Below are 23077 nucleotides of genomic sequence, written 5' to 3'. Positions count from 1 at the left end.
TACCTCCTGTATTCTCAGATTGAAAAATAACTACCTACAAAACGGCTCAAAGCTGCCATATCATCTGCTCCCATCAACTCCCTTGCAGAATGCATTGCAAGGATTGGAACTCCGATATCTACGGTCTGTACCGGCATCAGGCTTCCTGCAATGGCTCCAAGCGTACTTCCTCCTGCAATATCGGAACGGTTTGCATATTTCTGATAAGCAATCCCTTCCTTTTTACAGATCTGTTCCACAATCGCAACCACTTCACAATCTGTTGCGTAGGACTGATTGCCGGATTCTTTGATACAAAATCCCCGGTTCAATACCGGCTGATTCGTCACATCTGCTTTCTGGTTCTGATTTGGATGCATGGCATGTGCCACATCCACGGACAACAGCATACTCTGGTAAAGTGCCTCTTTTACCTGACATGCATCTCTGCCAAGTGAAATCTGTATTTTTTCCACCACATCACGAAGCAGCATAGAGCCTGCTCCCTGTTTTGTTCTGCTTCCAATCTCTTCATGGTCAAATAATGCGATCAGATTGATGCCGTCCTCACGCCCACCTGTTATGATTCCGTCTAACAATGCCTGTACGGAAGTCAGGTTATCCAGTCTTGGGGCAGAGATCAGTTCTTTGTCCATGCCAACGGTTTCCGGCATTTCTGTATTATATAGATACAGGTCAAAATCTAAAATTTCCTCTTTTGATACCTGTAATTCTTTTGCTAAATATTCATAGAAGAAATCTTTTTGCTGCATTTCTTCTCCGGCGACACCGACGATCGGTATCATATCCTTTTGTTTATTCAGCTCTACTCCTTTATTTAATGCCGGATTCATATGGATCGCGATATTCGGTATGACCGCAACCGGGTATTCCGAGGAAAAATGCACAATCCGCGGCGCAAATACCTCGTCACTTGCAAGTGCCACTTTTCCTGCAATTCCAAGCGGACGGTCTAACCAGGTATTTAAGATTGCTCCACCGTACACCTCGACATTCAACTGCTGATAGCCGGACATCTCCATTTCCGGATTTGGCTTGATCCGCAGACACGGAAAATCCGTATGTGCCGCTGCCATGCGAAAACTTTCTCTGTAATACAGCGTTTTAGGGATCGTAAATGCGATCAGCGTTGTGCCATGGTGGATCATATAATAACTTTTTCCACCGGTTAATCCCCATGCCGTGTGAAACTCTAATTTTTCAAATCCTGCTTCTTTCAGTCTTTTTTCTGCCTCTTCCACAACCTGATACGGCGAGCCTCCTTTCTCTATTAAATGGAACAGTTGCTCTGCTGTTGTGTTCATTTCTATGACCTCCCATCATTTGCTTCACATTGTACTATATTCTCTTTCTTTTTTCTACCAATCTATCCGGTATTTTATCTTTATTTTATATTTTGACACCCTGATCATATTTATGAAAAAAGTTCTTTTTTTCGTCATATCGTTGCGTTATAATAATATGCATAATGCGTTTTAGCGTACATAACACAGGAGGATTTTTACATGATTGCAGTGCAGATTGCAGATATCGGCAGTTTTATGACTAAATTTTTGCGTTCGGAAATATTTGATCCCTTTGAATTTATGGAGGGAACTTTGCAGACACGCATTACCTATGACTTCGATGGCCACATTCTGAGTGACTCTTATTCCGAAGATGAACTGAGGGAAGAAGGACTGTTCGGACATACTTATCTGCCTTTTTCGATGCAGCGTCCGGTACTGTTTGATCTGATCAAAGGGAAAAAAACTCCTGTCTTTTTTAAATTTACTCTGTTTTTATCTCCTTTGGATTTTTACGAAAGGACACAGCTTCCACCGGACCCTTCGGATGCGATCAGTGGCTTTTTATTAAATCTGAGATTTATGCATGGGGAACTGACTGCTTCTACCGGTGTCTCCTATCGTACTTTTTCCACCGATAAATCCTTAGAATTTGAGTGGGATTCCTATATCCGGCAGTTTTTTAAGGAACATTCCCTTTACTTTTCGGAGGACCTATGATATGGTTAGTTTAGTGTTGCAGAGTGCACACTGATATTATTTATTTGGAGGTACTTTCAATGAACAAAGGTACAGTAAAATGGTTTAACAACCAAAAAGGTTACGGATTCATCTCCGATGAGCAGGGAAATGATGTATTCGTACATTTCTCCGGTCTGAACATGGAGGGATTCAAATCCTTAGAGGAAGGCGCATCTGTAGAGTTTGATATTACAGAAGGTGCTAAAGGTCCTCAGGCAGTCAACGTAACCGTTTTAAATTAGTCTTTTCAACGTACCTTTTTCTATTTTCGATAATAAACAGATAGAATCAGATTTTTTATTTTTTATTATGATAAAAGTTAGGTATTGGGTAATGGCTATGAAGCAAAAAGAAGCTGAACACCGGGTAATCTGAGATCAGATCATCCGGGTGACAGCTTCTTTTTGTTTTATTGTTCTTTATCTTACTACTGTTCATCCTTATGAAGTCTTGAAGTAATAAATAGTATCACTGCTCCAACAAGGACATAGATATCCGACAGGTTAAAAACCAGTTTGTTCAGGCGTTTATCAGAGGTCTTCAGACGTATGTAATCGACCACATAACCTCTCCGGTAGCGGTCAAGAAGATTATTGAGTCCTCCTGCTAATAACAGTCCCGTGCCTGCTTTCATCCCTGCATGATCGCGATGTTTGTTCAGACAGGTCAGATAGCCTGCTGCGCTAAACCATGCTCCGGCATGCAGCTTTTTCATAAGTCCCGGTCTTTTTTCCAGGGCATTGAGTGCTGCCCCTTTATTGTGATATTTTTCAATCTGAACTTTTCCACGAAAGAGTTCTTTTTGCTTCTTTTCATCATATGTTTTTTCTACTTTTTCCTTTGCAGCATAATCACATAAAAATGCCGCTGTACTTCCTAATAAATAGTTCATGTCGTTCTCCTCATATTTGTAAATGCCTTGTATACATTCAGCCGTCCGTAGCCTTCTTCCGGGTTCGGATAGACCCTTCCCGGCGTTTTATCCGTTCCGACCAAAAGATAATTTTTGATCAATGCATTATTCATGTCACTGGAATTCCCACGCACGACTCCCCATTCTAACAACTGTGCCGCTGCCCCTGCCGTAACGGCGGCTGCCGCACTCGTACCGGTACGCCTTGTAAAATTCCCAGTCAGGTCAGGACCAAAGACTTCTACCGCCGGTGCTAAAAAATCCGGTTTGACCTGATTATCAATATTATATCCTCTGCCGGAATCTAAGTAAAGACTATCGTCTGATGCATTAAACCCGCCCACACTGATTGGCGCATAGGCACTTGCCGGTCCGGTAATGGTAGTTTCGGGATTTGACCTTAAGAAAAAGATGTCCCCCTGTACAAATTCCGTGACCGGAAGCCAGATATGGTATCTGCTTGTCACATAATTTTCCGGGTATACCCGCAGTCTCCAGATTCCCTTGCTCGGATTCGTAAACCGCAAAAAAATCAGTTCCCTTTCTCTGGTAAACTCTCCCAGACTATAGCTGATACTGACTGTTGTTCCCTCTAACAAAAAACGGTATTCCTCGCTACTTCCCTGCCTTGCCGGGATCAGTGGTTGACTTTCTCCGGTCGGTGACTGCACGGCTACCGATACAACTTCCGGTGAATTTGTTAAAAGCTCGGCGGTAAATCCTCCGATATTGTCTCCTACACTGATCTCCACATCCTCGTATTCCTGCAACGGTGCTAAGTTTCCCAGATAGTGCCGCCTTGCATTTGCCTCATTTCCTGCTGCAACGACCACTGCCCGCATCCGTTTTGCCGCCACATAAGAGAGCAGCATCGACAATGCCGAAGTCCCCCCATGCCCGCCACTGTTTGTTCCAAGTCCCAGACAGAGCACCAGTGGTTTACTCAGTGTATATGCCAGATTGTGCAAATAGGCGATTCCTGCCATAATGTCATTTTCCTGATATGCCACGGCACCCTCTTTGATGTGGTAAAAATCTCTTAAATACTGCTTTGCTTCTTTTAATTTGACTACTGCAATATCAGCAAGGGGTGCCGCTCCGATAAAATCCCGCCGTTGGATTTCCGAACCCGCCGCAACACCTGCTAAAAAAGTGCCATGTCCATTTGTGTCACGGCTTGGCACAATCGAATAGGAATCTTCTGAACGAATTGCATAATTGATATCCTCTGCCGTATACTCACTTCCATATAGAAATCCTTCCGGCTGTGTCCCGGTCCGCACAGTCTGATCCCAGATCCTTAATATCCTGGTAGTTCCGTTTTCCGATTGAAATACCGGATTTTGATAGTCAATCCCGGTATCGATAAATCCCATCAGCACTCCGTTCCCTTTTAATGGAAGGGTCGGAAAATTCTGCATGGTAAGTATTCCGGTTCCTTCAAGCGCAGAGGTATCCATCAGTGCATAGCATTTTGGCACTCCGATATAAGTCAGTCTTGCAATATTAAAATCCCCATTCTCTACAACTTCCCTGGGATAAAAAAGGGCTTCAAAACCATTGTCAAGTGGCTGGGAACACAAGATTTCATCTCCGTTTCGCATGTTCACTTCCCTTGACAATGTATTTATGAAGTCAAAATAATCTTCCGAGTAAACGGCCTCTGTACAATCCATTTTTCACCTGATGCTTCTATTTATTGCATTTTATGCCGAAAATAGAAAGTTATGCCACTAGATCACACTCTTTTCTTCCAATTCCGGGCATCCACGCATCATAATAACAGGTCCGCCTGTTTTCTCGATATATTCTTTTGTGATAATTACTTTTCCAATGTTGTCATCCTTTGGAATCTCATACATGATGTCTAGCATGAATTCTTCAATGATGGCACGAAGCGCTCTCGCTCCGACTTTCTTCTCCTTTGCTTTTTTTGCAATCGCATGGAGTGCCTCATCTTCAAATTCTAACTTGACCTCATCCATCTCTAACAGCTTCTGATACTGTTTTAAAATGGCGTTGCGCGGCTCTTTTAAAATCCGCACTAACATATCTTCTGTCAATGCCTCTAAAGAAAAAAGGATTGGCAGACGACCAATGAATTCCGGTATCATTCCAAAAGTACGGATATCCTCTACCGTTACCTTCTGTAAAATGTTCTCATCCTCATCGTACTGGTCTTTTAATGCCGCTTTAAATCCCATAGAGGATTCCTGATTCAGCCGCTCTTTGATAATATTGTCCAAGTCCGGAAATGCTCCGCCACAGATAAACAAAATATTTCTGGTGTTGACAGTTACCATCGGCACCATGGCATTTTTACTGCTGGCTCCCACTGGAACCTCTACATCAGCACCCTCTAACAGCTTTAACATTCCCTGCTGGACGCTCTCGCCGCTGACATCTCTCTGATTGGTGTTCCGCTTTTTGGCAATCTTATCGATCTCATCGATAAAGATGATCCCACGCTCTGCCTTTTCTATGTCATTATCGGCTGCCGCTAAAAGTTTGGAAACTACACTCTCGATGTCATCACCGATATAACCGGCTTCTGTCAGGGAAGTTGCATCCGTAATTGCCAACGGCACATCTAACAGCTTTGCTAACGTTCTGACCATATAAGTCTTACCAGAACCGGTCGGACCTACCATCAGCATATTGGATTTTTCAATTTCAATATCATCATTTGCCTCGGATGCCACTCTCTTGTAGTGGTTGTATACGGCAACGGACATAACCTTTTTTGCATAGTCCTGTCCTACAATGTACTCATCCAGACTTGCCTTGATCTTATGAGGTGCCGGGATCGCATGGATATCGAGTGCCGGCTTTTCTTTCTTTTCTTTTGGTTTTTTCTTCTTGATCTGCTGGCTTTTTGGAAGCATACCCTGTAAATCAGAAAGATTGATCATGCTGATATTGGGCATGTTCCCAAATCCCATATTTGCCGGATTGAAATCTCCAAGATTAAACCCGGAACCGCTCATGCTGTCAAAGGTCTTTTGCATACAATCCCGACAAATACAGATATTATTTGGGATTTTGATCATTTTGCCCGCTTTGCTCTCCGGCCGGCGGCAGATATAGCAGATATCTTCGTAGCCATCCTTCTCGTCTTTGTTCGTATCCGGGGCATCGTCTGTCTGTTCTTTTTCTATGATTTCCTGTTCTAAATCTTTATCCTGATCTGACATGTTATTCTCCTATCATCTATCTTATCTATAACTGCCCCCATTATAAGACATTCCATTTGCAATCTCAATTGATAATTTGGAGAAAATGCCGAATTTATAAAATTTCTTTCAATATCTTATTGACCATTCCAGGATCTGCTTTTCCCTTCATGGCTTTCATCGTCTGACCGACTAAGAATCCGATGGCTTTTTCCTTTCCGTTATGGTAATCTTCTACAGATTTCGGATTGTCTGCAACGATCTGCTCGATCGTCTCTCGCAATGCACCTTCGTCGTTTACGGTCTTTAAGCCTTTTTCTTCCACATATTTTTCCGGGTCAATATTACGATCGAAAATCTGCTCAAATACTTCTTTTGCCACATTGCCGTTGATGACTCCGCCATCGACAAGCTCGATTAATTTTGCCAAGTTTTCAGCAGAAAAAGCGATGTCCTCCGGCTCTTTTTCATGTTCTTTTAACAGACGGAGTGTTTCGCCCATCAGCCAGTTTGAGACTTTTTTCGGCTTCTTACAGATGGCTGTGGTCTCTTCAAAAATATCTGCCATATGCTTTGAACCGGTAATGATCTGTGCATCATAATCCGGCAGCTCATATTCTTTTTTGTAACGCTCTAATTTTGCGGTACGAAGTTCCGGCTCTTTTGCCTTGATCTCCGCTAACCACTCGTCACTGATGACGATCGGTACTAAATCCGGCTCCGGGAAATAACGGTAATCCTGTGCATCCTCTTTGCTTCTCATCGCATAGGAATACTCTTTGTTGTCATCCCAGCGTCTGGTCTCCTGAATGACCTGTTTGCCTTCTTCTAACAGTTCGATCTGTCTTGCACGCTCGCCTTCGATGGCACGGGCAATTGCTTTGAATGAGTTCAGGTTTTTCATCTCGGTACGCGTTCCAAATTCTGTTGCTCCCACCTCTCTGACTGACAGGTTGACATCGGCACGCATCGAACCTTCATTTAATTTGCAGTCTGAAGCACCCAGATACTGGATGATCAGTCTTAACTTCTCTAAGTATGCAATGACTTCTTCTGCAGAACGCATATCCGGTTCTGATACGATCTCGATCAGTGGTACACCGGAACGGTTATAATCTACGATTGAGCAGTCTTCCCACTCGTCATGTACCAGTTTTCCGGCATCTTCTTCCATGTGGATCTCATGGATGCCGATACTTTTCTTTCCGCCTGCGGTCTCGATCTCTACGCTTCCATTCCTGCAGATCGGCAGATAGAGCTGGGAAATCTGGTAGTTCTGTGGATTGTCCGGATAAAAATAATTCTTTCTGTCAAATTTGCAATACTGGGTAATCGTACAATTGGTTGCAAGTCCGACTGCCACGGCATACTCTACGACCTGTTTGTTTAAAACCGGTAAAGATCCCGGCATTCCGGTGCAGACCGGGCAGGTATGTGTATTCGGTGCTCCTCCAAACGCTGTGGAGCAGGAGCAGAAAATTTTTGTCTTGGTCGCAAGTTCCACATGAACTTCCAATCCGATCACGGTTTCATATTGTTTGCTCATTTTCTCCTCCTCCTATTCTGCTAACGGGCTTTTGTGATATGCTCTGGTCTGTTCAAAACTATATGCTGCACGAATGATATTTTTTTCTTCAAAACAATCTCCGATCAACTGCAATCCGATCGGCAGTCCCTTCGAATCGATCCCGCATGGAAGTGTCATTCCCGGAAGTCCTGCTAAGTTGACGGATATCGTATAAATATCTCCTAAATACATTTTGATCGGGTCTTCTAAGGAAGAACCTAACTTCGGTGCTGTTGTCGGTGCTGCCGGTCCTAAGATCACGTCGTATTTTTCAAAGGCTTTATCAAATGCCTGCTTGATCAGTGCTTTTGTCCGGAGTGCCTTTAAATAATATGCATCATAATAGCCGGAACTTAATACGAAAGAGCCTAACATGATACGGCGTTTTGCTTCTGCTCCAAATCCTTCGGAACGTGTCTTTTTGTACATGTTATGAAGTCCTTCATATTCTTTTGTACGGTAGCCGTATTTTACACCGTCAAAACGGGCTAAGTTCGAACTTGCCTCGGCACTGGCTATGACATAATAAGCAGGGATCGCATACTCTACAAGGCTTAGATCAAATTCCTCGACAATGGCTCCTTTTTCCTCTAATGTCTTTGCTGCTGCTAAAACTGCTGCTTTCACTTCTTCGTTCAAGCCCTCGCCAAAATAATCTTTTGGGATTCCGATCTTCATTCCTTTTACATCATCCACTAATGCAGATGTAAAATCTGTATCTTTTCGTTCTATGGATGTGGAATCCTTCTTATCATAGGAAGTAATTGCTTCTAAAATGGTGGCACAGTCGGTCACGTCTTTTGCCACCGGTCCGATCTGATCTAAGGAAGAACCATAGGCGATCAGTCCGTAACGGGATACCGTTCCATAGGTTGGTTTTAAGCCGGTCACTCCGCAAAATGAACTTGGCTGGCGGATGGAACCACCGGTATCGGAACCTAACGCATAACTGCACTCTTCTGCTGCCACGGCTGCACAGGAACCGCCGGAAGAACCGCCCGGCACATGTTCTAAATTCCATGGGTTTTTCGTAACTCCATAAGCGGATGTCTCTGTCGTGCTTCCCATTGCAAACTCATCCATATTGGTCTTGCCTATGATGACCGCGCCTGCTTTTTGCAGATTTTCTACTGCCTGTGCGGTATAGGTTGGTACAAAGTTATTTAATATCTTGGAACTGCAGGTTGTCAGAACTCCTTTGGTACAAAGGTTGTCTTTCAATGCCACCGGTACGCCCGCAAGCGGTCCGGTCAACTCTCCTGCATCTATTTTTTTCTGGATCTCCCCGGCATCTTTCAATGCCTGCTCTTTGGTCAGGGTGACAAAGCTATGCACATCGCCCTCTACTTTTTCTATCTGTGCAAAGGCTGCTTCTACGGCTTCTTTTACCGTTACTTCCCCTGCTTTTATCTTTTTTCCCAGCTCTACGGCTGTCAGACTCATCAGACTCATTGTATTCCTCCTTTAACCGATCGTCTTTGGCACCTTAAATCCATCATCTTTAGCACAAGGTGCGTTTGCAAGTGTATCATCATGTCCGTCTCCATTGGTTACAACATCCTCGCGGAATACGTTATTGACCGGGAATACATGGGACATCGGCTCTACGCCGGAGGTGTCTAATTCATTTAATTTATCAATATAATCGAGCATTTTTCCCATATCGGCTTTTGCCTGCTCTTTTTCTTCTTCGGAAAGCTCTAATTTTGCAAGAATACCAACGTATTCAATGGTTTCATCTGAAATTATATTTGCCATTTTTCTTCTCCTTGTTTTCCTAAGGTTCTAATCTGCTTAAATCTCTTGGGAACAGTGTGGTCTCTCTGACATTGTCCTCGCCGATCAACTGCATTGTCAGTCTCTCTAATCCGATTCCAAGACCTCCATGCGGCGGCATTCCGTATTTGAATGCACTCAGGTAGTCCTCCATTCCTTCCTCTGTCATTCCTCTTGCTGCAATTTTTTCTGTCAACATCCGGTAATCATGGATTCTCTGACCGCCGGTTGTAATTTCAAGGCCACGGAACAATAAGTCAAAGCTCAGTGTAAATGTGGTATCCTGTGGATCATCCATTGCATAAAATGGACGTTTTTTGCTTGGATAATGTGTAACAAACACAAAATCCGCATCATATTCTTCTTTAAACAGAGTTCCGATCAGATGCTCTTCTTCCGGCTCTAAATCATATGGGTTTTTGATCCTGCGGTCATATTTTTCTGACACCATTTTCTTTGCCTCGTCAAAACGAACCACCGGTATCTTTTCCACGTTCGGAAGCGTTACACCTAACATTTTCAACTCTTTTGCATAATCTTTTTCTAACAGTTTCATTGCATACTGCAAAAATCCTGTTTCCATTGCCATGATGTCTTCAAATCCGTCGATATATCCCATCTCAAAATCTAAGGAGGTATATTCGTTCAAATGTCTTTTAGTGTTGTGCTTTTCTGCTCTGAATACCGGAGCAGTCTCGAATACACGGTCAAATACACCAACCATCATCTGTTTGTAGAACTGTGGACTCTGCTCTAATACGGCAGGTCTGTGGAAATATTCAAAACGAAACAGGTTTGCTCCACCCTCTGCTCCTTTTGCACCAATCTTTGGTGTATGGATCTCGGTAAAGCCCTCTTCGTATAAAAATTCCCGAAAACCTCTGACTAAGCCCTCCTGGATCTTGAACTTTGCCCGCTCCCTGACATTTCTAAGAGATACGGCACGGTTGTTTAGCTTTGCCTCTAAGGATGTATTCAGTTTCCATTTTGAGATCGCAAGTGGCATTGGAGCACTCGGCTCTGACAAGATACGGATCTCTCTTAAACGGATCTCGATGCCGTTTGGAGCACGATCTTCTTTTGCTACCACTCCCTCTACTTCTACGGTTGCCGCCTCTTTTAAATCTTTCAGTTCAAACTTGGTTACGCCTTCCTCAAATACACACTGGATCAGTCCTTCTCTTTTTCGCAGGATCACAAAGGCGACCTCACCCATATCACGAATGGTATGAACGGCACCGTTGAGCTTTACACTCTGTCCTTCGTAATCTCCTGCTAAGAGGGTTGTCAGTTCTAAAGTTTCCTGTTCTTTTACTCCTGTTAAAAATTCCATCATGTTTGTACTCTCCTTTTCTTCATGTTTCAGTCGGAAATGTTTTCCTCTGAAGGATAGGTGCGGGACGGAAATATGACTTTGTGAAAAAATATCATTTTTTACTGATTCATTTTTATGAATTTAGAAATAATAAAAATTAGAAATAAAAAAACGCCCCGGAACATTTCACTGTTCCGGGGCGGGATCTCATTCTTCTATATTCCCGCGGTACCACCCGCATTGAAAAATCATGGCAATCACAACTTTTCCACTCTTGATATTTAACGCATATCAGACGTACTGACCTACTCTGTATTTTGCAAGTTCTCATTCCTTTTCCTGCAAAATTCTGTTCAACCAGTCTGCTCCGGAGTGTTCCCTTTGTCTCCTCTTTCAAACAGCGCTCTCAGTCGGTGACGCTGTATTCCTGTCGACGTCTGAAGATAAGAGTCTCTTTCATCGCTTTTTTTGTTGCCTGTATGTTAGCATAGTCTTAGTTATTTTGCAAGTATTTTTTTGAAAACTTTCAAAAACCGGAGTCTTCATTCGTCATTCCTTTTTCTTTTTTTCACAATAAACAGGTCTCTGACGTTCAGACTCTGCATGATGTTTCCTGCATTCGTCACATTTCCCATGACGTTCACACTTTTTTCTTTTGCATGGGCAATTCTCATTTATTATCATTTTAGCTCCATAAATCTACAATTTTAAAAACCTATATTTTCCGGCACCTAAGCCGGTAACCTTTTCTATGACTTTTGCTTCCTTTAAAACATTCATTACATTTGTAGCCTTAGACTTTGAACATCCCAGCCATTCCATCACATTAGCTGCCCAAATATCGTATCTGTTCCACAATGCTTAAATACCTTCTCAATATTGTTCACAAAAACATCTGTCGCATTTGCTTCTTTTAACAATGGCTGATATTTTTCAAAAGCATTGCTTACTTTTCTAAAGATTGTGACCTTAAATCCATCTCCAAATTCTTCAAATAACGGATCAGGTAAGCCATATTCCTAACATCACTTGTCCCCCTGTACTGTTAGAAAAAGCAATAATGTCCTTTAAAAATTTCTCATGATTACTTGGAAGCTTCCGTTGAAATTCTATATTTTTACCTTTTCCAAAATATTCTTTCCTATTAAGTTTAATTATATCATTCGCTTTTTATACTTACAATTGGAACTTTTGATAGAATAAAATCTATTCCCCAACCTTTTATTGAAAAACGAAGTCTATATGGTATAATAATGGCAAACGGATCAACATGCCCGCATGATCGACATGATCGATCCGTAACAAAATCAAACTGACAGAATCGAGGATACATATGGATCACTTAATTATTCCAAAAGATTACAAACCCGACCTGAATCTCCATGATACACAGGTTGCCATTAAAACGGTTAAGGACTGCTTTCAGGAACTGTTAGCAGAACGTCTGAATTTAACAAGAGTTTCTGCTCCACTGTTTGTTGACCCGGATTCGGGATTAAATGACAACTTAAACGGTGTGGAACGCCCGGTGGCTTTTGACATCAAAGAACAGGATGGAAAAATTGCTGAAATCGTCCACTCCCTTGCAAAATGGAAACGTTATGCGTTAGATAAATACGGTTTTTCCGTTGGTGAAGGACTCTATACGGACATGAACGCCATCCGTCGTGATGAAGAGACCGACAATATCCACTCTATTTTTGTGGACCAGTGGGATTGGGAAAAGATCATCACTAAGGAAGACCGTAATATCGAGACACTGAAAGAAACCGTCCGCACCGTATATAAGGTTTTGCGTAAAACGGAAAAATATATGTCCATCAAGTATGATTACATTCAGGAAATCCTTCCAAAGGATATCTTTTTTATCACCACACAGGAATTAGAAGATGTATTCCCGGATGTATCTTCTCCAAAGGAACGTGAGTATTATATTGCAAAGGCCAAGGGTGCTGTCTGCATCATGCAGATCGGAGATGTTTTAGAAAATGGCGAACGCCATGACGGACGTGCTCCGGACTATGATGACTGGAGTCTGAATGCAGATATTGTCGTTTACTATCCGGTTCTTGATATTGCACTGGAACTTTCTTCCATGGGAATCCGTGTGGATAAGGATGCACTGCTCTCACAGTTAGAAAAAGCCGGCTGCCCGGAACGTGCAGAACTGCCTTTCCAGAAAGCCATTATTGAAGAAAAACTTCCATATACCATCGGTGGAGGTATCGGTCAGTCCCGTATCTGTATGTTCTTTTTAAGAAAAGCCCATATTGGCGAAGTACAGAGTTCAATGTGGCCGGAAGAAGTTGTACAGGAAGCCACTGCACACGAAATTTCTTTATTATAGGCAACGAAAGAGAGATATTTCATGAAAAAATGGATGACTTTTTTATGTATATTGTTGTTATGTAGCAGCCAGACACTGTTACCTGTGTCTGCTACACCTGCAAAATCTGTATCTTCCACTCCTCGCCAAACACAGATTACTGTTCGGACAGCCACAAATTTCAAGACTGAATCAGATGTTAAAAAATTCGTTCAGCTGGCTTCTAAATATAAAATATCTGTCATCTACTTAAATGTAAAGCAGGATGAGGATGATGAAGTACCGTCCGGTTATGTTTATTATAAGAGTAAGGTTGCACCCATCGCCAAAGGCTACAGGAATTTCGATGTTTTAAAATCTATGATTAAAGAAGCTCATAAAAAATCTATCAAAGTCTATGCGTGGGTTCCTCAGTTTCATGACCGTGCAGCATTAAAAAAGTATCCCAATGCACAGATGAAAACTCTGGTTGGAAAAAAAACTGTGGCTTACAACCAAAATGGTGAATATTTTGTAAATCCTTTAAATAAGAAAATCCAAAAATATGAGATTTCCATCTTAAAGGAAATCGCTAAAAAATATGATGTTGACGGTATTATTTTAGACTGGCTTCGCTTTGATGATTACAAAATGGATTTGAGCAAGTCTACCAGAAATGCTTTTAAAAAGAAATATGGCTATGATCCGATAACCATTTCGTTTTCAACCAATAATGCCAAACGCAGACAGTGGAATAGCTGGAGAACTTCACAGCTTGCATCTTATGTCAAACAGGCTTCTCGTAGTGTCCGGCAAACTAAAAAAGACATTTTACTGGGTGTATTTATTCTCCCTCCAGAGTTCACAGAATGTGGGCAGGATGTTGGAAAATTTAAGTCGTATATTGATGTTGTTCTGCCAATGTCCTATTACAAGGACTGGGATTTTACTCCTTCCTGGGTTTATGGGAAAAATTCGGGTATTCTTTACGATACACAAAAAAAAGCAAAAAACACCTCCATTATTCCAACATTTGATTTGCCTTCATCCACACAAAAGGATAGTTATAAGACAATTTTCAAAAAGACGCAAAAAAATTATCCTAAGATTAAATGCATAAATTACTTTATTTACGGAAAATGGAAGGAATCCCATTTTAAAAAAATTGTATATTATTGAAAATTGCAATGTAATTTCTCTTACACAATAAAAAATGAAACCGAAGACTTCATGATTAGTCAACGGTTTCATTTTTTGTGCTATACCCTATCGTATTACTGCATGATATTAAATGCCAGCATCATCATAAAGGAATCTCCAATGCATTTGCAGCGGTGCGTGCAGCATAATGGAAATCATAAGAAAAGCACGATGAAAATATGATTATTTTTTCATTGTTATGCAATCTTCCAGAATTCTTTTTGCATTGGCTACTCTTTCCGCACTCGGCGGACAGACACCTTCTAACGGATAATCAAGTCCAAGATTTTCCCATTTAAAAATTCCCATGGTATGATACGGCAGAACTTCTACCCGTTCCACACTCTGCAATTCCCTGATAAATTCCGCTAAACGAAACAGATATTCATCTTTATCATTTCGCTCCGGCACAAGGACATGACGAATCCACATTGGTTTTTTCATTTCGGATAAGAGCTGTGCCATGCGTAAAATATTCCGGTTACTCTGTCCGGTCAGAATCCGATGCTGTTCTTCATCGATATGTTTGATATCCAATAATACCAAATCCGTATTCTTCATCAGTTCCTTCCATTTGGAAAAATAAGGCTCTTGTTCCGTGAACGGATTGCCACTGGTATCTAATGCGGTATGAATTCCCCGCTCTTTTGCTTTTCGGAATAACTCATTTAAAAAATCAATCTGTAAGAGCGGTTCTCCACCACTTACGGTAATCCCGCCTTTTTCTCCCCAGTAGCTGCGGTATCTCCATGCTTTGTCCAATAACTCTTCGGCACTGGTCGGCGTTCCTGCATTTTTCTCCCAAGTATCGGGATTGTGGCAGAACTGACACCGCATGGCACAACCGCTTAGAAAAATAATGTAACGGACACCCGGTCCATCCACAGAGCCGAAGCTCTCAAGTGAATGGACGTATCCGATATTCTGTTCTTGACTCATAGATTATAAACTTTCGTGGCAGGTTCTTGAAATAACATCCATCTGCTGCTCTTTTGTCAGGTCGATGAATTTTACTGCATAGCCGGATACACGAATCGTAAAGTTTGCATACTCTTCTTTTTCCGGATGCTCCATTGCATCGATTAACTTTTCTTTTCCAAATACATTGACATTTAAGTGGTGTGCGCCCTGGTCAAAGTATCCGTCTAAAACATGTGTCAGATTTTCTACACGTTCTTCCGGGCTGTGTCCTAAAGCATCCGGGTTCATGGTCTGTGTATTGGAAATTCCGTCTAACGCATCTTCATATGGCAGTTTTGCCACGGAGTTCAAAGATGCTAATAATCCGTTCGTCTCTGCACCGTAAGATGGGTTTGCTCCCGGTGATAACGGTGTCCATGCTTTTCTTCCGTCCGGCATTGCTCCGGTTGCTTTTCCATATACCACGTTTGATGTAATAGTCAGAATGGATGTCGTAGCCTCGGAATCGCGGTAGGTGTGAACCTTTTCTAATTTTCTCATAAAGGTCTCTAAAAGCCATACGGCAATCTCATCGGCACGTTCATCATCGTTTCCATATTTCGGGAAATCTCCGGTTGTCTCAAAGTCTACTACCAGTCCGTCCTCATCGCGGATAGTTTTTACTTTTGCATATTTGATCGCACTTAAGGAGTCTACAACATGGGAGAATCCTGCAATACCGGTTGCAAAGGTACGGCGTACTTCGGTATCGATCAATGCTAACTCTGCTGCTTCATAGTAATATTTATCATGCATATAGTGGATCATGTTTAAGGTCTCTACATAGAGTTTTGCCAACCAGTCCATCATTGCATCGTATTTTTCCATTACTTCTTCATAGTCTAAGTATTCAGAAGTGATCGGACGGTACTTCGGTCCTACCTGATCTTTGTTCTTCTCATCTACTCCGCCATTGATCGCATAAAGTAAGCATTTTGCAAGGTTTGCTCTTGCTCCGAAAAACTGGATCTCTTTTCCTGTCTCTGTTGCAGATACGCAGCAGCAGATAGAATAATCATCTCCCCAGATCGGACGCATTACATCGTCATTCTCATACTGGATAGAACTTGTCTCTACGGAAATATGAGCTGCATATTTCTTAAAGTTCTCCGGCAGACGGGAAGAATAAAGTACTGTCAGGTTTGGCTCCGGAGAAGGTCCCATGTTCTCTAATGTATGTAAGAAACGGTAATCGGTCTTTGTTACCTGGGAACGTCCGTCGATGCCGATTCCTCCAACCTCTAAGGTTGCCCATACCGGGTCACCGGAAAATAACTGATTATAGGACTCGATTCTTGCGAATTTTACCATACGGAATTTCATGGTCATATGGTCGATCAGTTCCTGTGCTTCGCTCTCTGTTAAGATTCCTGCTTTGATATCTCTTTCGATATAAATATCTAAGAATGTGGAGATACGGCCTACGCTCATTGCTGCACCGTTCTGTGTCTTAATGGCTGCAAGATATCCAAAATAAAGCCACTGTACAGCTTCTTTTGCATTTTTTGCCGGTACGGAAATATCAAATCCGTAGATCTGTGCCATTTCTTTCATGCCGTTTAATGCACGGATCTGCTCTGCAATCTCCTCACGGATCTGGAAATCTTTTCTTCTCATTCCATGACGCTCTGTTTTTGCAAAGTCTTTTTTCTTAGACTCTATTAAAAAGTCAATACCGTAAAGTGCAACACGACGGTAATCGCCTACGATCCTTCCACGGCCGTATGTATCAGGAAGTCCTGTTAAAATGTGGCTGTGACGTGCACGCTTCATCTCCGGTGTGTAGATATCAAACACTGCATCGTTATGTGTTTTATGGTATTTTGTAAAAATTTCATGTAATTTTTCACTTGGCTCATAGCCATACATACGGCAGGACTGCTCTGCCATCTTGATTCCGCCATATGGCATAAAAGCACGTTTTAACGGTTTATCGGTCTGTAAACCGACTACCTGCTCTAAATCTTTTAATCCTTCATCAATGTAACCAGGACCATAAGCGGTTAAGGAAGATACTACTTCGGTCTCCATATCGAGAACGCCGCCTTTTTTACGCTCTTCCTTCTGTAACTCCTGTAATCTGCCCCATAACTTGTCTGTTGCCTCGGTGGCTCCTTCTAAGAAAGACTCATCACCTTCATATGGTGTATAGTTGTTCTGGATAAAATCTCTGACATTTACGCCCTCTTTCCAGCGTCTTCCTTCAAAACCATCCCATTGACTGAATTCCTGCATACTGTTATCCTTTCCTTTCTCGCTAGTATTTCTAATGCAGATTTATTATAACGGATTGTTAAAAAAATAACAAGATGATTAGTGAACAGTTTTTCTCATTATCGGATGAAATCATTTCCATTAATATGCCTGATAACCTGTCTCCTGTAATCTGTTATCTTTTTCTACTACCTGATCTTTCATTTCTTCACTGTATGCTTCTAACTTCTCAAGCAGTGCTGCATCAGAAGTTGCAAGGATCTTTGCTGCAAGGATTCCGGCATTCTGTCCGCCATTGATCGCTACTGTTGCAACCGGAATACCACTTGGCATCTGTACGATAGAATATAAGGAATCTACTCCTCCTAAATCGGACGTTTTCATTGGGATTCCGATGACCGGCATTGGAAACAGAGCTGCACACATTCCTGGAAGATGTGCTGCTTTTCCGGCTCCTGCGATGATCACCTTGGTTCCACGCTCTTTTGCGCCCTTTGCCCATTCAAAGAAAATGTCCGGTTCACGATGTGCAGAAATGATCTTCATCTCATAATCAATCCCGAATCTGTCAAGCATCTCTGCTGCCTTTGCCATAACAGGCATGTCTGAATCGCTTCCCATTACTATTCCTACTGTTGCCATTTTTTCTTCCTCCTGTTTGTTAAATCTGTATTTTACATTTCATCGAGTGGCTGATTTAATGCCTCACTTCCCGGCACTACAAATCTTCCATCCCGAATAATGTCCTCTGTGCTTCCATCGGCACGGATCACGGTGATCGCACCTAATTCATCATACGGGATCGTAATATCCGTATGACAGTTCAGATATGCTTTACTCATATCCTCTTTTCGCTGCAGGGAAACCTCATTATCTCTTGCAACAATCTCTTTTCCATCCGGATTAAAGACTGCATTGTCCTCCGCATGGGAATAACAGGTATCGCCTACCGCAAAATGAGGTCCTGTCTTTTCTGCGATCAAAATCGGCAGTTTTGCCGCTATATCGTACTTTCTCGCCATACAGTATGCTGTGGTGTTTGTACCAATCGCAAACTCTCCCATTGGAAGCGTATCATGGTGCTTCAATACATTTTCATGAATATATTTGCGGTTTTCCTCTTCGTTCTCAAAATTCTTACAGGTATAATTCACAATCTTTCCGTCAGAAAAATCCATCTCTAAATCCAAAAAGTTAAGCTCGTTTAAATACACCTGTGAAACATGCAGTTTTCCGTTGGTACCTTTTAAGACCGGGGAGGTAAAGACTTCCCCTACCGGAATGTTGACATCTGCCACACAGTTTTCAAAAATCGTCTGCTTATCCGGATCTTGCAATTTATAAAGTTCTACGGTCAGATCTGTTTTATTCTGACCTCTTCCTTTGATATGCACCCGCTCACCGGTATCTAACACATCAATGATCTTTTGCTGTATCGACTGATAGAGTTTGTAATCTAAAGTATTGATCTTTACGGTCTCATCAAAGATCTCACGGAACTGCTCTCCGATCGTCGGGATCGGATATGCGATGATCGTAAAACTCCGTTCATCGCCTTTGATATACTCGTTTGTGATCTGTCCTGCCATGCTCATATAATAGACATTCAACTGCTGCTGTTTTTCATTATAATGTGCATTTTCCGGCTTGCTCACCGGCTCAAAAGGCTCTTCTCCAAAGATCTCGATCACCGCCGGACCTGCATGGACTCCTGCTAATTCTTTGCGGCTTTCAAAGGAACTTCTAAGCACTTCTAAACGACGCTCTACGAATGCTTTGTCAAAATAGTATGCCTTATCGTCCTTGTGGTCATACTCATACTGTTTGTTGACTGCCTTTACATAAGCATTGCGTTTTCCATGTCCGCGGTTAAACAATGATAACACCGGATCTCTTGAAATGGTCGGCTGTAACCCCATTTTTTCAAAATTTTTCACTGCTGCCCGTACCATGCGTTCAAATCCGATCGGATAATGGATCTGCACGGTTTTCTTTTTAGACAGATCTACACCGAGATTTACAAAACCGAGCCTGTAACCCTCGGTATAGGTGTCTGCCATGGACTGTATTTTTTCTTCCTCCATACTGTTCAGAAAACGTGCGATCTCCAGTTCGCAATCACTGATATACTCGCCATAACGATAGAGATAACGGGTATCGGACAGATCCGCATGCATCACGATATCCGTAAAAAAGTCCAGTGACGGATCTATCATCTCTAAAATATTACGTTCCACCATTGTTTCACTGTAATCATGGTAGAAATAGTAAATAGTCTGCATCACTTCTCTTTTATCCACTACTTCATCCTGTGCTGCCGCAAAGATTCCATAGACCTCTACAAACAGCTCGCCGAAAATCGTAATGTCCTCTGCTCTTCCCTCATAGGCATAGCCAATGCAGGCACGAAGTTCTGTATAGAGAAAACTTAAGACTCCGCCAAATTCCTCTCCCAGCTTTTCCACTGCATAGGAAGGGTTAGCGTAACTGGTGTCATAATTTTTTCCTAAAATATCCTGATAAAACTCTTTGTTTCTCTTTTTTGCCTCTTCCTCTGACTCTGCATCTAACAGTCCCTGCTGCTTTTTTTGCAGTGTTTCATCTACTTTTTCTAAAAATAATGCTGTCTTTTGAAAATACTCCTGATAGCGGGCAGGTACGCTCTCTTCTTTTGCAATCTCCCGGATGCGTCCCGTCACTAATTCATATCGTTCTCTTTGTAATTCCTGATCCATATATCTTCCTACATATCTCCTTACATATCATCTATGATATTGCCTTTTTTTATATTCTGTTCAATAATTTCCTTCTGATACTCCCAGATTGCCTCGGAGCCCTCATGTGTTCTCGCATTCCTTTTCATGATCTGGGATTTTTTCACGCCGTGTTCTCTCCACGATTTGCCTTCGGATGCATCATTTAAAAGCATTGGCTGTGCATTGTCAAGCACATGGGCAAATTTTGCCTCCGGGGTTTTGCTCTCTTCAAATTCTTCCCAAAGGTTCCGGTACTCTTTCGCCATATCTTCCGGGAGTATCGGAAATATCCGGTCTGCCGCCTTTTGCTCCCGCTCTTTTTTTGTCTGGTTGCCTGCCACATCATATGCATAAGTGTCACCGGCATCAATCTCTATGGCATCGTGTAACAATACCATTTTCATTGTTTTTAACACATCGATCGGCTCATTGGAATATTCCGCAAGGATCCCGCACATCAAAGCCAGATGCCAGGAATGTTCCGCATCATTTTCCTTGCGCTCTCCATTTGCAAGATATGTCTGTCTCATGATGGATTTCATTTTATCCATCTCTAAAATGAAATCCATCTGCTTTTTCAGCCGTTTGTTATCCATTTCGTCTTCTCCTTTATAACAAAATTCCTAACATGTAAAGTGCTAACCACAGCACTGTCGCAACCGCCGACAATCCGACTGCCGTATATGGAATGGAGCGGAAGGTGTCTTTTTCCTGCACTGCCTGTACGGCCTCTATAAAAGATGCAACACCGACAAACAGTGCAACAACACCTGCACTTCCTAAAAATGCACCACCGTTTCCTGCACTTGTGACTGCCTGTATCAGCATTCCTGCTAATATGAGCAGGGAGATCACTGCTCCGACACAGGCGATCATGCCGCGAACGGATTTTTTCTTCTCTGTAAATTTATAACTTCTGTTATTCTTCTTTTTTCTCATTTCTTCTCTTCTTCCACTTCCTTGCAACCCAAAAACAAAGATAACCGAGACTTCCTCCCAGCGTATTTAAAATCATATCATCCACATCGAAACTGCCCACCTTAGACACCAGCTGTATACACTCGATCAAAAGACTGAACTCAAAGCTGATGAGTGTCACATATGCAAAACTCCTGTTTTTCTGACTAAGGAATGGCAGAAAAAAGCCAAACGGAAGAAACGCCGCGACATTTCCGAGCAGATTTACTACTACTGCTGTCATTCCCAGCTTCTTCCGATAGATAATAAAACGCTTGATTTCCAAAAATGGAACCAGATTGTAATGATAGGTTCTGGTCAGATTGGTTCTTCCCATGATTTCCGCAAAAAACAGGAAGTAACTCAAAAGCAGCAGATATCCTCCGAACAGAATCCATCTAAAACATAATTTCTTTTTTGTCATGTAACAAACGTGCCCCGCTTACCACTGCAATAATACCGCAGACTAAGCCTGCCACCATCATAATGATCCCAACGGTCAGTGCTCCTGCTCCACTACGGCTCATTGTCTTATATGCTTTTTCGTTCATAATCATTCCTCCAATTATTTTACACCATACTCCTGATAGTATTGGTCAATTGCTGTTTTTAATGTATCGTCAATGACAATTTTTCCCTGACATGGACGATTATGGAGATGTTCTACCACATCTGCCATGCTGACAATGGCATTTGCATCAAATCCATAAGTTTCTTTGATCTCTTCTAATGCGGATTTATCACCTTTGCCCCGCTCCATGCGGTTCAAAGATACCATAAGTCCTACGATCTCTACCTTTCCCTGTGCCCGGATGATCGGAAATGTCTCTTCAATGGATTTCCCGGATGTTGTCACATCTTCAATGATCACCACTTTATCGCCATCCTGAATTTTACTTCCAAGCAGGATTCCTGTATCTCCATGGTCTTTTACTTCCTTACGGTTTGAACAATAGCGGATATCTTTTCCATATAATTCACTGTATGCCATCGTTGTCGCAACACTTAACGGGATCCCCTTATATGCCGGACCGAATAACACATCAAAGTCATCTCCGTAATGCTCATGAATTGCCTTTGCATAGTATTCACCGAGTCTGCGAAGCTGGCTGCCTGTGACATAAGCTCCTGCATTCATAAAAAACGGGGATTTTCTTCCGCTCTTTAATGTGAACTCACCAAACTTTAAGACATCACTCTCTACCATGAATTCGATAAATTCCTGTTTGTATTGTTCCATTCTGTTGTTTCCTCCTTATTTCAAGCCATTCGTAAGCATTTATATATTCATTTTATGTGTCACTATAATGATATCTGCAAGCTAATACATAGATATTCTCATCATCGATTTTGTATATGAGCCTGTCATTATCGTTGATCCGTCTGCTCCAGAATCCTGCTAAATTTCCGGTTAACGGTTCCGGTTTTCCAATGCCTTCGTTGCCATTTCTGCATATATCTTCGATCAGACGATTGATCTTCTTCAGTGTCTTTCTATCCTCGGTCTTCCAGTAAACATAGTCTTTCCATCCGTTATCGGTGAAAACTTTATTCATCCGTGGACACCTCCGCAAAATTGTGAACAGAGGATTTTCCCTTTTCAAGCTGTGCTTTGGATTCCATCAGCCAGTCATAATTAGCCTTATTTCCCATCACATATACATTTTCCATCAAATTGTTATAGGTTTCCTCCGAAAGCATTACTACGTTTTTATTATCTTTCCGTGTTACGATCATTGTCTCATAGTCATCTGTTACCCTATCCATATACGTTTTCATATTATCCCGTAAATTTGTATAGTTGACCGCTAACATGATAACACCTCCATTCGATGCAGCACTGATTTTTGCACATCTTTATGTTGTACAGTTTTCTGTACTTTTATTATATTGTACGGTTTTCTGTACGTCAAG

General features: G+C 42.0%; 26 protein-coding genes. 4 read left to right on the top strand and 22 right to left on the bottom strand.

Annotated features, from left to right (window positions below):
* Positions 1-14: 14 nt before the first annotated feature.
* The gene (locus WMO43_RS03535; RefSeq protein WP_353529971.1) at positions 15-1304 is read right to left on the bottom strand and encodes a M18 family aminopeptidase; all 1290 of its coding nucleotides are present in this window, start codon (positions 1302-1304) and stop codon (positions 15-17) included.
* A 201-nt stretch (positions 1305-1505) separates the two neighbouring features.
* On the opposite strand from WMO43_RS03535, the gene WMO43_RS03530 reads away from it, so the two are divergent.
* Positions 1506-2006 carry a DUF5721 family protein gene (locus WMO43_RS03530; RefSeq protein WP_353529969.1) on the top strand — a complete coding sequence of 167 codons (501 nt, stop codon included), beginning with the start codon at positions 1506-1508 and terminating at the stop codon, positions 2004-2006.
* Positions 2007-2065: 59 nt separating this feature from the next.
* The gene (locus WMO43_RS03525; RefSeq protein ID WP_353529967.1) at positions 2066-2269 is read left to right on the top strand and encodes a cold-shock protein; all 204 of its coding nucleotides are present in this window, start codon (positions 2066-2068) and stop codon (positions 2267-2269) included.
* A gap of 185 nt (positions 2270-2454) precedes the next feature.
* Here the strand turns inward: WMO43_RS03525 and WMO43_RS03520 are convergent, their stop codons facing one another.
* From WMO43_RS03520 to WMO43_RS03475, 10 genes are all read right to left on the bottom strand, one after another.
* Positions 2455-2919, bottom strand: a complete 465-nt coding sequence (locus WMO43_RS03520; RefSeq protein WP_353529966.1) for a signal peptidase II — start codon at positions 2917-2919, stop codon at positions 2455-2457.
* On the bottom strand, positions 2916-4616 hold the full coding sequence (locus tag WMO43_RS03515; protein ID WP_353529965.1) for a S8 family peptidase: 1701 nt from the start codon (positions 4614-4616) through the stop codon (positions 2916-2918). Before WMO43_RS03515 ends, WMO43_RS03520 begins: the two co-directional genes overlap by 4 nt.
* Before the next feature lie 57 nt (positions 4617-4673).
* Positions 4674-6134 (bottom strand): ATP-dependent Clp protease ATP-binding subunit ClpX, encoded by a 1461-nt coding sequence (gene clpX / locus WMO43_RS03510; protein ID WP_353529964.1) that lies wholly within the window; start codon positions 6132-6134, stop codon positions 4674-4676.
* Between the two features lie 94 nt (positions 6135-6228).
* Positions 6229-7659 carry an Asp-tRNA(Asn)/Glu-tRNA(Gln) amidotransferase subunit GatB gene (gene gatB / locus WMO43_RS03505; RefSeq protein WP_353529963.1) on the bottom strand — a complete coding sequence of 477 codons (1431 nt, stop codon included), beginning with the start codon at positions 7657-7659 and terminating at the stop codon, positions 6229-6231.
* Positions 7660-7671: 12 nt separating this feature from the next.
* Entirely contained in the window at positions 7672-9132 is a 1461-nt protein-coding gene (gatA, locus tag WMO43_RS03500; protein ID WP_353529962.1) for an Asp-tRNA(Asn)/Glu-tRNA(Gln) amidotransferase subunit GatA, read from the bottom strand.
* 12 nt (positions 9133-9144) lie between these two features.
* Entirely contained in the window at positions 9145-9438 is a 294-nt protein-coding gene (gatC, locus tag WMO43_RS03495) for an Asp-tRNA(Asn)/Glu-tRNA(Gln) amidotransferase subunit GatC (RefSeq protein ID WP_353529960.1), read from the bottom strand.
* Positions 9439-9457: 19 nt separating this feature from the next.
* Positions 9458-10789 carry an aspartate--tRNA(Asn) ligase gene (aspS, locus tag WMO43_RS03490; RefSeq protein ID WP_353530051.1) on the bottom strand — a complete coding sequence of 444 codons (1332 nt, stop codon included), beginning with the start codon at positions 10787-10789 and terminating at the stop codon, positions 9458-9460.
* Positions 10790-11313: 524 nt separating this feature from the next.
* Positions 11314-11445: a hypothetical protein gene (locus WMO43_RS03485; protein ID WP_353529958.1), complete on the bottom strand. Its 132-nt coding sequence runs from the start codon at positions 11443-11445 to the stop codon at positions 11314-11316.
* Positions 11446-11470: 25 nt separating this feature from the next.
* Positions 11471-11629 carry a hypothetical protein gene (locus WMO43_RS03480; RefSeq protein WP_353529956.1) on the bottom strand — a complete coding sequence of 53 codons (159 nt, stop codon included), beginning with the start codon at positions 11627-11629 and terminating at the stop codon, positions 11471-11473.
* 144 nt (positions 11630-11773) lie between these two features.
* Positions 11774-11884 carry an RNA-binding domain-containing protein gene (locus WMO43_RS03475; protein WP_353530048.1) on the bottom strand — a complete coding sequence of 37 codons (111 nt, stop codon included), beginning with the start codon at positions 11882-11884 and terminating at the stop codon, positions 11774-11776.
* Between the two features lie 220 nt (positions 11885-12104).
* On the opposite strand from WMO43_RS03475, the gene asnA reads away from it, so the two are divergent.
* Both asnA and WMO43_RS03465 read left to right on the top strand, forming a co-directional pair.
* A complete protein-coding gene (gene asnA / locus WMO43_RS03470; RefSeq protein ID WP_353529954.1) occupies positions 12105-13118 on the top strand; it encodes an aspartate--ammonia ligase in 1014 nt (337 codons plus the stop codon).
* 21 nt (positions 13119-13139) lie between these two features.
* On the top strand, positions 13140-14255 hold the full coding sequence (locus tag WMO43_RS03465) for a glycoside hydrolase family 10-like protein (RefSeq protein WP_353529953.1): 1116 nt from the start codon (positions 13140-13142) through the stop codon (positions 14253-14255).
* 204 nt (positions 14256-14459) lie between these two features.
* Here WMO43_RS03465 and pflA read toward each other — a convergent pair whose 3' ends face one another.
* The 11 genes from pflA to WMO43_RS03410 all read right to left on the bottom strand — a co-directional run bounded on the left by pflA (position 14460) and on the right by WMO43_RS03410 (position 22978).
* The gene (pflA, locus tag WMO43_RS03460; RefSeq protein WP_353529951.1) at positions 14460-15215 is read right to left on the bottom strand and encodes a pyruvate formate-lyase-activating protein; all 756 of its coding nucleotides are present in this window, start codon (positions 15213-15215) and stop codon (positions 14460-14462) included.
* Between the two features lie 3 nt (positions 15216-15218).
* A complete protein-coding gene (gene pflB / locus WMO43_RS03455) occupies positions 15219-17471 on the bottom strand; it encodes a formate C-acetyltransferase (RefSeq protein WP_177962462.1) in 2253 nt (750 codons plus the stop codon).
* A gap of 120 nt (positions 17472-17591) precedes the next feature.
* Complete coding sequence (gene purE / locus WMO43_RS03450) at positions 17592-18092, bottom strand: 5-(carboxyamino)imidazole ribonucleotide mutase (protein WP_177962463.1); 501 nt, start codon at positions 18090-18092, stop codon at positions 17592-17594.
* 32 nt (positions 18093-18124) lie between these two features.
* Positions 18125-20185: an aminopeptidase gene (locus tag WMO43_RS03445; protein WP_353529948.1), complete on the bottom strand. Its 2061-nt coding sequence runs from the start codon at positions 20183-20185 to the stop codon at positions 18125-18127.
* A 20-nt stretch (positions 20186-20205) separates the two neighbouring features.
* The gene (locus WMO43_RS03440) at positions 20206-20802 is read right to left on the bottom strand and encodes an HD domain-containing protein (protein WP_353529946.1); all 597 of its coding nucleotides are present in this window, start codon (positions 20800-20802) and stop codon (positions 20206-20208) included.
* 13 nt (positions 20803-20815) lie between these two features.
* Complete coding sequence (locus WMO43_RS03435; protein WP_177962466.1) at positions 20816-21145, bottom strand: DUF6142 family protein; 330 nt, start codon at positions 21143-21145, stop codon at positions 20816-20818.
* On the bottom strand, positions 21126-21587 hold the full coding sequence (locus tag WMO43_RS03430) for a VanZ family protein (protein WP_177962467.1): 462 nt from the start codon (positions 21585-21587) through the stop codon (positions 21126-21128). Before WMO43_RS03430 ends, WMO43_RS03435 begins: the two co-directional genes overlap by 20 nt.
* The gene (locus WMO43_RS03425) at positions 21562-21714 is read right to left on the bottom strand and encodes a hypothetical protein (protein WP_177962468.1); all 153 of its coding nucleotides are present in this window, start codon (positions 21712-21714) and stop codon (positions 21562-21564) included. Before WMO43_RS03425 ends, WMO43_RS03430 begins: the two co-directional genes overlap by 26 nt.
* A 14-nt stretch (positions 21715-21728) precedes the next feature.
* Positions 21729-22403, bottom strand: coding sequence for an orotate phosphoribosyltransferase (gene pyrE, locus WMO43_RS03420; RefSeq protein ID WP_353529941.1), 675 nt, complete (start codon positions 22401-22403; stop codon positions 21729-21731).
* Positions 22404-22455: 52 nt separating this feature from the next.
* Positions 22456-22719: a Txe/YoeB family addiction module toxin gene (locus WMO43_RS03415; protein WP_353529940.1), complete on the bottom strand. Its 264-nt coding sequence runs from the start codon at positions 22717-22719 to the stop codon at positions 22456-22458.
* Positions 22712-22978 (bottom strand): type II toxin-antitoxin system Phd/YefM family antitoxin, encoded by a 267-nt coding sequence (locus WMO43_RS03410; protein WP_353529939.1) that lies wholly within the window; start codon positions 22976-22978, stop codon positions 22712-22714. Before WMO43_RS03410 ends, WMO43_RS03415 begins: the two co-directional genes overlap by 8 nt.
* Positions 22979-23077: the final 99 nt, after the last annotated feature.

The sequence above is a fragment of the Maccoyibacter intestinihominis genome (assembly GCF_040096355.1).
Lineage (GTDB): Bacteria > Bacillota > Clostridia > Lachnospirales > Lachnospiraceae > Maccoyibacter > Maccoyibacter intestinihominis.
This window is presented reverse-complemented; position numbering and strand designations above follow the sequence as displayed.

Excerpts from the sequence above, each read along its gene's own strand:
- WMO43_RS03445 (WP_353529948.1), bottom strand. The coding sequence starts at position 20,185 with ATGGATCAGGAATTACAAAGAGAACGATATGAATTAGTGACGGGACGC.
- WMO43_RS03435 (WP_177962466.1), bottom strand. The coding sequence starts at position 21,145 with ATGAGAAAAAAGAAGAATAACAGAAGTTATAAATTTACAGAGAAGAAA.
- WMO43_RS03485 (WP_353529958.1), bottom strand. The coding sequence starts at position 11,445 with ATGAGAATTGCCCATGCAAAAGAAAAAAGTGTGAACGTCATGGGAAAT.
- WMO43_RS03410 (WP_353529939.1), bottom strand. The coding sequence starts at position 22,978 with ATGTTAGCGGTCAACTATACAAATTTACGGGATAATATGAAAACGTAT.
- purE (WP_177962463.1), bottom strand. The coding sequence starts at position 18,092 with ATGGCAACAGTAGGAATAGTAATGGGAAGCGATTCAGACATGCCTGTT.
- WMO43_RS03415 (WP_353529940.1), bottom strand. The coding sequence starts at position 22,719 with ATGAATAAAGTTTTCACCGATAACGGATGGAAAGACTATGTTTACTGG.
- gatB (WP_353529963.1), bottom strand. The coding sequence starts at position 7,659 with ATGAGCAAACAATATGAAACCGTGATCGGATTGGAAGTTCATGTGGAA.
- gatC (WP_353529960.1), bottom strand. The coding sequence starts at position 9,438 with ATGGCAAATATAATTTCAGATGAAACCATTGAATACGTTGGTATTCTT.
- WMO43_RS03515 (WP_353529965.1), bottom strand. The coding sequence starts at position 4,616 with ATGGATTGTACAGAGGCCGTTTACTCGGAAGATTATTTTGACTTCATA.
- gatA (WP_353529962.1), bottom strand. The coding sequence starts at position 9,132 with ATGAGTCTGATGAGTCTGACAGCCGTAGAGCTGGGAAAAAAGATAAAA.
- clpX (WP_353529964.1), bottom strand. The coding sequence starts at position 6,134 with ATGTCAGATCAGGATAAAGATTTAGAACAGGAAATCATAGAAAAAGAA.
- WMO43_RS03430 (WP_177962467.1), bottom strand. The coding sequence starts at position 21,587 with ATGACAAAAAAGAAATTATGTTTTAGATGGATTCTGTTCGGAGGATAT.
- pflA (WP_353529951.1), bottom strand. The coding sequence starts at position 15,215 with ATGAGTCAAGAACAGAATATCGGATACGTCCATTCACTTGAGAGCTTC.
- pyrE (WP_353529941.1), bottom strand. The coding sequence starts at position 22,403 with ATGGAACAATACAAACAGGAATTTATCGAATTCATGGTAGAGAGTGAT.
- WMO43_RS03535 (WP_353529971.1), bottom strand. The coding sequence starts at position 1,304 with ATGAACACAACAGCAGAGCAACTGTTCCATTTAATAGAGAAAGGAGGC.
- asnA (WP_353529954.1), top strand. The coding sequence starts at position 12,105 with ATGGATCACTTAATTATTCCAAAAGATTACAAACCCGACCTGAATCTC.
- aspS (WP_353530051.1), bottom strand. The coding sequence starts at position 10,789 with ATGGAATTTTTAACAGGAGTAAAAGAACAGGAAACTTTAGAACTGACA.
- WMO43_RS03520 (WP_353529966.1), bottom strand. The coding sequence starts at position 2,919 with ATGAACTATTTATTAGGAAGTACAGCGGCATTTTTATGTGATTATGCT.
- WMO43_RS03440 (WP_353529946.1), bottom strand. The coding sequence starts at position 20,802 with ATGGATAACAAACGGCTGAAAAAGCAGATGGATTTCATTTTAGAGATG.
- WMO43_RS03425 (WP_177962468.1), bottom strand. The coding sequence starts at position 21,714 with ATGAACGAAAAAGCATATAAGACAATGAGCCGTAGTGGAGCAGGAGCA.
- WMO43_RS03525 (WP_353529967.1), top strand. The coding sequence starts at position 2,066 with ATGAACAAAGGTACAGTAAAATGGTTTAACAACCAAAAAGGTTACGGA.
- WMO43_RS03465 (WP_353529953.1), top strand. The coding sequence starts at position 13,140 with ATGAAAAAATGGATGACTTTTTTATGTATATTGTTGTTATGTAGCAGC.
- WMO43_RS03530 (WP_353529969.1), top strand. The coding sequence starts at position 1,506 with ATGATTGCAGTGCAGATTGCAGATATCGGCAGTTTTATGACTAAATTT.
- pflB (WP_177962462.1), bottom strand. The coding sequence starts at position 17,471 with ATGCAGGAATTCAGTCAATGGGATGGTTTTGAAGGAAGACGCTGGAAA.